The following is a 7,500-nucleotide window of genomic DNA, read 5'->3' on the forward strand; positions in this document are numbered from 1 at the left end:
GTGGGACCTGCAATTCGTTTACAAAATGTCGGTTTGAAATACGGCGACAATGTCATTTTAGAAGACATTTCACATTATTTAGCCGCGGGGCAATGCCATGTGATCATGGGACCCAATGGTGGTGGTAAGACATCGTTACTGCGCTCTATTTTAGGGTTAACCCCTTTCACTGGCAATATTGATATTCAATGGCCAGAGCGTAAAGGCAATATCGGTTATGTACCACAAAAGGCCTCGTTTGAGTCGAGCTTACCTTTTACCGTGATGGATTTTATTCTTTTAAATCAAAGTCGAAATCCACTGTTTTGGCGTAAGCGTAAAAAAGAACAAGACGATGCATTGGCACAACTCGATCGAGTCGGTATGGCTAACCGTACCGACCGCCGTATGGGGCAGTTATCGGGTGGTGAGCAGCAGCGAGTATTATTCGCGCAGTCATTATTAGATGATCCAGACTTGTTGGTACTTGATGAACCAACAACGGGCATGGATGAACAAGGCGTGCGTTACCTTGAATCCTTGATCCACGAATTAGTGCGCGACAATAAAACCATATTAGCGGTGCATCATGACGTGACCGCCGTTCGTCGTTTCGGTGGCCAAGTGCATGTGGTTAATCGGCAGCTGGTTGATACTGGCCCGGTATCTGAGGTGTTAAGAGCCGATAAGATCGAGCGCTTATTCAATCATTATACGGGTACAAGTACGCCTGCAATCAAGTTCGCGCAAGGAGTTAAATAATGGATACGATCCGTCATTGGGCACAACTGGGCGTGGATGCTGGTTGGTTGAGTGAGAGCTTTTCTTATTCGTTTATGGTGAATGCGGTGGTTGCCGCGTTATTACTGGGGCCACTACTGGGTGGTTTAGGTACGTTAGTGATCGCCAAGCGCTTAGCCTTTTTTTCTGAAGCGGTTGGTCATGCCGCGTTAACGGGTATTGCCTTAGGCGTATTATTAGGTGAGCCTGCTGAGAATCCAATCATCGGCTTATTTAGCTTTTGTATGATCTTCGCCTTGCTACTGCATTTTGTGCGTAACCGTACTAATGTGCCATACGATACCTTGGTTGGTGTGTTTTTGGCATTTGCATTAGCGGTGGGTGCGGCATTGCTGATGTATGTGGCACGTAAGATTAATATTCACATGTTAGAGAATGTGTTGTTCGGTTCGGTTTTAACGATCACCGATTATGATTTATTGATCTTAGCGGTGACTTGCGGGGTTATTTTATTGGTATTGATACCGACCTTTAACCGTATTTTATTAACCTGTATCAGCCCTGATATTGCCAAAGTACGTGGTTATGCGACTAATTTTTATGACTATTTATTTGTCATGATGATCACCCTAGTGACGATTGCCTCGGTAAAAATTGTCGGTGCGGTATTAGTGGGAGCATTGCTATTGATCCCAGGGGCAACTGCACGCCTATTAACCAAAAATATGGGTAGCTTTGTGCTTATGTCAGCATTGTTAGCGACGATCAGCTGCCTGCTAGGCACGATCTTACCAATGGAATTAAAACTACCGATTCCTTCTGGCGCGGCGATCATTATTGTATCGACGAGCTTCTTCTTAATTGCCACTTGCTACCGTATTGTGCGTAAGGGATAACCGATTATGACTGCTTCATTATTTACCATCAGCTCAGCATGTTTGCTACTGGTATCAACGCTAGGTTTTAGCCAGAAGGTCGATGCCGCAGATATTCTTACCGCAACACCTGTGACTTACATGTTAGCGACGGAGCTAACTAAAGGCACGGACATTACCACGCAATATTTGCCTCCAAAACGTTATGGTTTATCGCGTTTACCCAATTGGTTTAGCTCGAAAGGGGCGGCGTTAACAGAAAAAGCGGCCCTTAATGCGCAAGTGAGTATTACCCTAGGTGCAGTATGGTCGCAAGATCCATTATTCGTGCATGCGCGTAAAGGTAACATTCGCATGATCGAAGTGGATGCATCTCAAGCTATTTCACCACGTGCGCAAGGCGTCGCAGCACTGCGTTTAGAAGACGGTAGTATTTCGCCTTACACTTGGCTTAACCCGACTAATTTAACCCGTATGACGGCGATTGTAAGTCAAGATCTGCAACAAGTATGGCCGCAGCAAGCTGCGACGATTGCGAGTAACCAGCAAGCCTTGATGATGTCTGTTCGTCACTTGATCAATCAACAGCAAGCCATGTTATTAGACCATGAGATTGATTCTGTGGTATTGCTGTCGAGTGAGTTAGAAGACTTTGCGTCGGGCAATCAATTATTTGTGGTTGAACGCTTAACCAAACCGGAATTAGAGTGGTCAGCAGCAGATAAGCAGCAGCTTGTTGAGCTATTAACTGACGATGATAGCTTATGGATACTGACCTCGAAAAGAGCCAGTAAGCAGTTAAAAACCTTAGTGCCTAATCCGGCGCGTATCTTAACTATCGATAGTATCGATCGTTGGGGCCGTGGCATTAACGCTGATAAGCCATTACAACGCTGGCAGTTAGCGCTTTAAGTTTAGTCTCTGTGTTTTTCTTAACTTGTGCCTATAAGTGGGTATAATGGCCGAAGTTAAAATAAGGATTATAAAATGAAATATCATCGCTTAAATGAGATCATCGAACTGTTACAGCCTGAATGGCAGAAAACACCGGATGTGAATCTGTTACAGTTTTTATCTACCCTAGCGCAAGAGATGAAATTTGAAGGGCAATTAGTTGAGCTGAGTGATGATGCGCTTATTTATCACCTTAAAATGCGCAATGCAGCAAAGAATGACATGATCCCTGGCTTGGCGAAGGATCAAGAAGATGATTTTAAAACTGCATTGCTCAAAGCACGCGGTTTTTTATAGGCTCTTACTTATTCAGCGTCCCCAAATAACGTTTCAGCATATCCGGTGCATCTTGATCAGCCAAAATAGCGGCGGGTGCATGCAGTGCGATCTTACCGTTTTCTATAAAGGCAATATTGTCGGCTATCTGCAGGGCATCATGTGGGTTATGGGTGACCATTAACACGGTAATGCCATGTTCTTTATTCAGCTTGGCGATCAAACGTAACATCTCTTGACGTAATGCCGGATCGAGCGAACTAAAGGGTTCATCTAACAGTAATAGCGGTTTTTTACGAGCGAGACAGCGGGCAATACCAACGCGCTGACGTTGACCACCACTCAAGTCAGCGGGTAATCGATGCAGTAAATCAGTCATCTCCACTTGTTGTGCTGCGGTTTCTAACGCCGTTTGTTGCTCGGCATTTAACTTCATGCTGGGTGCTAACCCAATGGCAATATTTTGTTTGACGGTTAAGTGATTAAACAAATTATGCTCTTGAAATAACGTGGTGATCGGTCGCTGCGCAGGTGTTTTGGTTAATATCGAATTTTGTTGAAAACGGATATCTCCAGACAAAGGCTGATTAAAACCGGCAATAAGGTTTAGCAGAGTAGATTTACCTGAACCACTTGCGCCGAGTATCGCTAAGGTTTCGCCTCTATTAACCGTTAAATCAAAGTGCATCGGCATTTGTTCATAAGCAAAGGTAATATTGTTTACTTGCAATAAAACATTATCGACCTGTAATAATACATTTGTATTAGCGTTACTTAGCTGAGTAGTCTTAGGCATTTTTGCCTCCAATAATACGTTCGAACAGATAGAAAATAACACCGCAAAGGGTCAATAAGAAAATCGCAGTCACCGCGGCGGCATCGAGTTGATAGCTGCCTAACTGGCGGTAGAGCACCAAAGGTAAGGTTTGCATATCTTGGCTACCAAATAACGCGATCACACTTAAATCACCCAGTGATAATACACACGCCAGCCCTAATCCCATCGCCACTGGTTTACGTAATAATGGCCATTCGATAATACGCAGACGCTGCAGGCGTGATAATCCTAAACTGATTGCGAGTTTGTCATATGCGGTAAAACTATCTTGGATCGGTTGGTTCAATACACGTAATATGTAAGGTAATGCCATCAGCGCATTGACGAGGATCACTAACCAAGCTGCAATGCTAAATACATCGACATAGGGGCGTAATAATAAGAACAAGCCCGTACCGAGTACCAGTGCCGGTACCACTAAAATAATCGCGCCAATATTTTCGATGCCATACGCGAATGCCATGAGCTTAAAGCGTACTTTTAGTATCCGTGTCGAGAATAAAATTGAGCAGGCCAGTAACAAACTTAATAAACCCGAGCTCAGGGCTATTTGTAGTGAGATAGCTGTGGCTTGCCACAACATAGGATCGCTAAGAACGGCGAGAGTCTTGTTGTTGATGCCACTGATGAAAATAGCCAGTATCGGTGGTACTAATAAACAGCTGGCTAAAATAAAGCTGATCGCATCACCAATTTTACTGCTTAGCGTATGGCAATCGGGGCGACGAAAATAATTACCTGATGGCGTAGACATAGGTTGTGACTTTAAAAATACCGCACTAAAAAGCATTAACGCCACGGTGATCGCGACTTGGATGATCGCTAAGGCCACGGCTTGCTCGATATCAAACTCAAATTTTAACGCTTGGTAGATAGCCACTTCTAACGTGGCATAGTCAGGACCACCACCGAGTGACATCACAATGGCGAAACTGGTAAAGCACAGCATGAAAATAAGACTGATTAACGAAGGTAATTGTTGTTTTATCTTCGGCCATTCTAAGATGATAAAGATGTGCCGAGATTGTAAGTTAAGTTGACTGGCTAAACGCCAAGATTCACTGGGAATAGAATCTAATGTTTGTAATAAAATACGTGTAGCTAACGGCACATTAAAAAATAAATGAGCAAGCAGAATACCGGTTAAGCCATAAATATAATGGCCTGTTTCTATGTTGAAAAAACCGAGTAGTTGATTAATCCAACCACTTTTACCGTGGACAGCAATAATACCAAAGATGGCAATGATAATGGGCAGTACCAGTGATAAGTTAAACAGTTTGATGATCATTTTTTTACCCGCGAACTCTCGACGCGAGAACGCGCGTGCTAACGGGATCGCTAAACCAATACTCAAGCCCGTTGATAAGGCCGCTTGGTAAAAACTAAAGCGAATGACATGTTGGGTATACGAGTCAGCCAGCACACTGCTGAAGTCTAACTCGGCTTGTGAAAAATTAAGTAGGGCTGTAAAGCTACCACCCACCAGAAGTAAAATGATGCTGATGGCGAGCACTGCGCTACACCACCAGTATTTATGCGAATTCGCGATCATAATTTTTGATTAATTATTTACTCATAATGGACTAATTATTGACTAGTTATTAGTCACAGCGTTACGCCATTCCTTCACCCAAGATTTACGGGATTGAGCCACTTCTTCTGGTGTGAACTCTAAATTTTTTGCTGGCGTAATTAATTGGTCGAACTCACTTGGTAGTGCGGCCGCTTGTTTAGCTGGTAGCATCCAGTTACCTGTTGCAATCACATCTTGGAACGCAGCGGTGAGCACAAATGCCATGAATTGATCGGCTAACTCAGGATTCGCAGCATCTTTTAAACGCGCAACCACTTCTGTTTGTTGATAGTGGCCTTCACTGAATTCAGCTGCTTTATATTTGAATTCTTTCTCTGCGACCATGTGGTATGCCGGTGATGTGGTATAGCTTAATACCATGTCCGCTTCGCCTTTCAAGAACATGCCGTAAGCTTGGCTCCAGCCTTTGGTTATGGTGACGGTTTTAGCTGCAATTTTCTGCCATGCTTGTGGTGCTTTATCACCGTAAACCGCTTTAACCCATAACATGAAACCAAGACCCGGGGTGCTGGTGCGTGGATCTTGATAGATAATGCTCAGATCTTTACGTTCGACAAGTTCGGCTAAACTTGCTGGTGGATTGGCCAGTTTTTCACTGTCGTAGATAAATGCAAAGTGACCGTAATCGAATGGGATAAAGTACTTATTCGTCCATACGTTTGGCAGTGTTAATGTGCTGGTATCTTGTTGGTGCGGAGCAAGCAGTTTGGTTTTTACTGCTTCAGCCATCAGGTTGTTGTCTAAGCCTAATAATACATCAGCCTTGGTGTATTTACCTTCCAGTTTCACACGATTCAGAATACTAACACCGTCTTCTAGTGCCACTAAGTTCAGTTCGCAATTACATTCCGCTTCAAATGCGGCTTTTACTTTTGGACCTGGGCCCCAATCAGATGCAAATGAATCGTAGGTATAAACATTTAATACAGGTTTGTCAGCTGCGTTAGCGACTTGTAATGATAGCGAAGGTAATAGTAGGGCTGTGCAAAGTGCTAATTTTTTGATCGTGTGCTTCACGGGTACTCCTAGAATGTGAAGCATAGAACTTATGACTCAGTTGGTCGAATCTCATTCCTATGCCAGCATTATCTGGTTCAAGTTATTACGGGTGTTATCTCAGCCACTGTGACTCTTTTATAAAAAGTCGAGTAGCACCCCGATGAGTTAAGACTCATTGTATTTTTATTTACGTCAAAGAGCCAGTAGCAATAATTATATTGGCTTATATTTTATTTACTACCTTCTTTTTGATGTGATTGATTTATAACCTGGATAAATTGTAACTTACGGTTAAAGCCTTAACATTAAACAATATTGATTATATTTAAATTTGTATAATAAACAATTGTATAGCTAACTATTTACAGGCGGTTAAAGGCTGATTTAAATGGTAAATACAGGCTTATGTGTAAATTCATATATTGTTGTGATTAACTCCTTTTTTTAATCATTATTGAAAAGTGTTCACTTAATGGTCTCTGTTATATTATTTCAATAAAATTAATGGCATACATGTTGATTGACGTTACATTTTCTTACATTACTATTTTTGTAAATATGATATAAGTGGTTGTTTGTGTTTTTCATGTCATTAAAAAATAAGGAAATAAAATGAAAAATATAGTATTTACTCAATTACAGAGTGAAGTTGTCATTATAACCTCGTCACAGGTGTTTACACCTTCTGGTAAACCGCTATGAATTTTCAAAGACGTGATTTTATTAAGACTGGATTATTGGGTGGGTCGGGGATATTTCTTAGTTCACCTCTTTCTGCTTTACCTCAATTTTCATTATCTGAGCAAACTGGTGTTATGACGGTTTCGTTCTCGGGCACTGCTTGTACTCGAGATGAAGGAGAGGTGTCTCGGGAGGGGAGTGACAAAGATATATATTTGCCTTCAACTGGATATATTCCAGTGAGAATTATTAATGAACTAAGTGGTGTCGGAAAGACGGTAAGAGGGGCTGGAGAGAATGACTGGGCTCATACAAGAAATACAAGCGAACCGTTATTAATAAGCGGTCCCCTTAAGGCTCCTGATGATTTACTCGATGATATTAGTGGTTATACCAGTGGCGATCAGCGCTCAAGCTATAAAGAATCGATACTGGGCTGGACAATGCCGGCTTTAGCATTACACGGTGCCAATATTGCAGCAGCGAGTAAAGCGGATACATTTAATTTTATTGGCCACAGCCGAGGTGCTTGTGAATGTATTATGGCCGCTTGGTTTCTT

8 protein-coding genes and 1 riboswitch are annotated in these 7,500 nt (G+C 42.4%); of the genes, 5 read left to right on the plus strand and 3 right to left on the minus strand.

The window, feature by feature from the left end; all coding sequences use genetic code 11:
- The 4 genes from HRT96_RS12905 to HRT96_RS12920 all read left to right on the plus strand — a co-directional run bounded on the left by HRT96_RS12905 (position 1) and on the right by HRT96_RS12920 (position 2,846).
- Entirely contained in the window at positions 1–741 is a 741-nt protein-coding gene (locus tag HRT96_RS12905; protein ID WP_293157266.1) for a metal ABC transporter ATP-binding protein, read from the plus strand.
- Positions 741–1,616 carry a metal ABC transporter permease gene (locus tag HRT96_RS12910; RefSeq protein WP_293146012.1) on the plus strand — a complete coding sequence of 292 codons (876 nt, stop codon included), beginning with the start codon at positions 741–743 and terminating at the stop codon, positions 1,614–1,616. The genes HRT96_RS12905 and HRT96_RS12910 overlap by 1 nt, the downstream gene beginning before the upstream one ends.
- Before the next feature lie 6 nt (positions 1,617–1,622).
- Positions 1,623–2,507: a zinc ABC transporter substrate-binding protein gene (locus HRT96_RS12915; RefSeq protein ID WP_293157269.1), complete on the plus strand. Its 885-nt coding sequence runs from the start codon at positions 1,623–1,625 to the stop codon at positions 2,505–2,507.
- Between the two features lie 75 nt (positions 2,508–2,582).
- Positions 2,583–2,846, plus strand: coding sequence for a YihD family protein (locus HRT96_RS12920; RefSeq protein ID WP_293132988.1), 264 nt, complete (start codon positions 2,583–2,585; stop codon positions 2,844–2,846).
- A 4-nt stretch (positions 2,847–2,850) separates the two neighbouring features.
- On the opposite strand, the gene thiQ is transcribed toward HRT96_RS12920, so the two are convergent.
- From thiQ to thiB, 3 genes are read right to left on the minus strand one after another with little or no spacing between them, the layout of a single operon-like run.
- Positions 2,851–3,621, minus strand: coding sequence for a thiamine ABC transporter ATP-binding protein (thiQ, locus tag HRT96_RS12925; RefSeq protein WP_293157272.1), 771 nt, complete (start codon positions 3,619–3,621; stop codon positions 2,851–2,853).
- Positions 3,614–5,218, minus strand: a complete 1,605-nt coding sequence (gene thiP / locus HRT96_RS12930; protein WP_293157275.1) for a thiamine/thiamine pyrophosphate ABC transporter permease — start codon at positions 5,216–5,218, stop codon at positions 3,614–3,616. Before thiP ends, thiQ begins: the two co-directional genes overlap by 8 nt.
- Before the next feature lie 42 nt (positions 5,219–5,260).
- Positions 5,261–6,277 (minus strand): thiamine ABC transporter substrate binding subunit, encoded by a 1,017-nt coding sequence (gene thiB / locus HRT96_RS12935; RefSeq protein ID WP_293157278.1) that lies wholly within the window; start codon positions 6,275–6,277, stop codon positions 5,261–5,263.
- 38 nt (positions 6,278–6,315) lie between these two features.
- A riboswitch (TPP riboswitch) is annotated at positions 6,316–6,429 on the minus strand.
- A 528-nt stretch (positions 6,430–6,957) separates the two neighbouring features.
- Between thiB and HRT96_RS12940 the strand changes: the two genes are divergently transcribed.
- Positions 6,958–7,500, plus strand: a 543-nt coding sequence (locus HRT96_RS12940) for a hypothetical protein (RefSeq protein WP_293157281.1), incomplete at its 3' end; no start/stop codon positions are given.

This window comes from Moritella sp., from assembly GCF_013215705.1.
GTDB lineage: Bacteria > Pseudomonadota > Gammaproteobacteria > Enterobacterales > Moritellaceae > Moritella.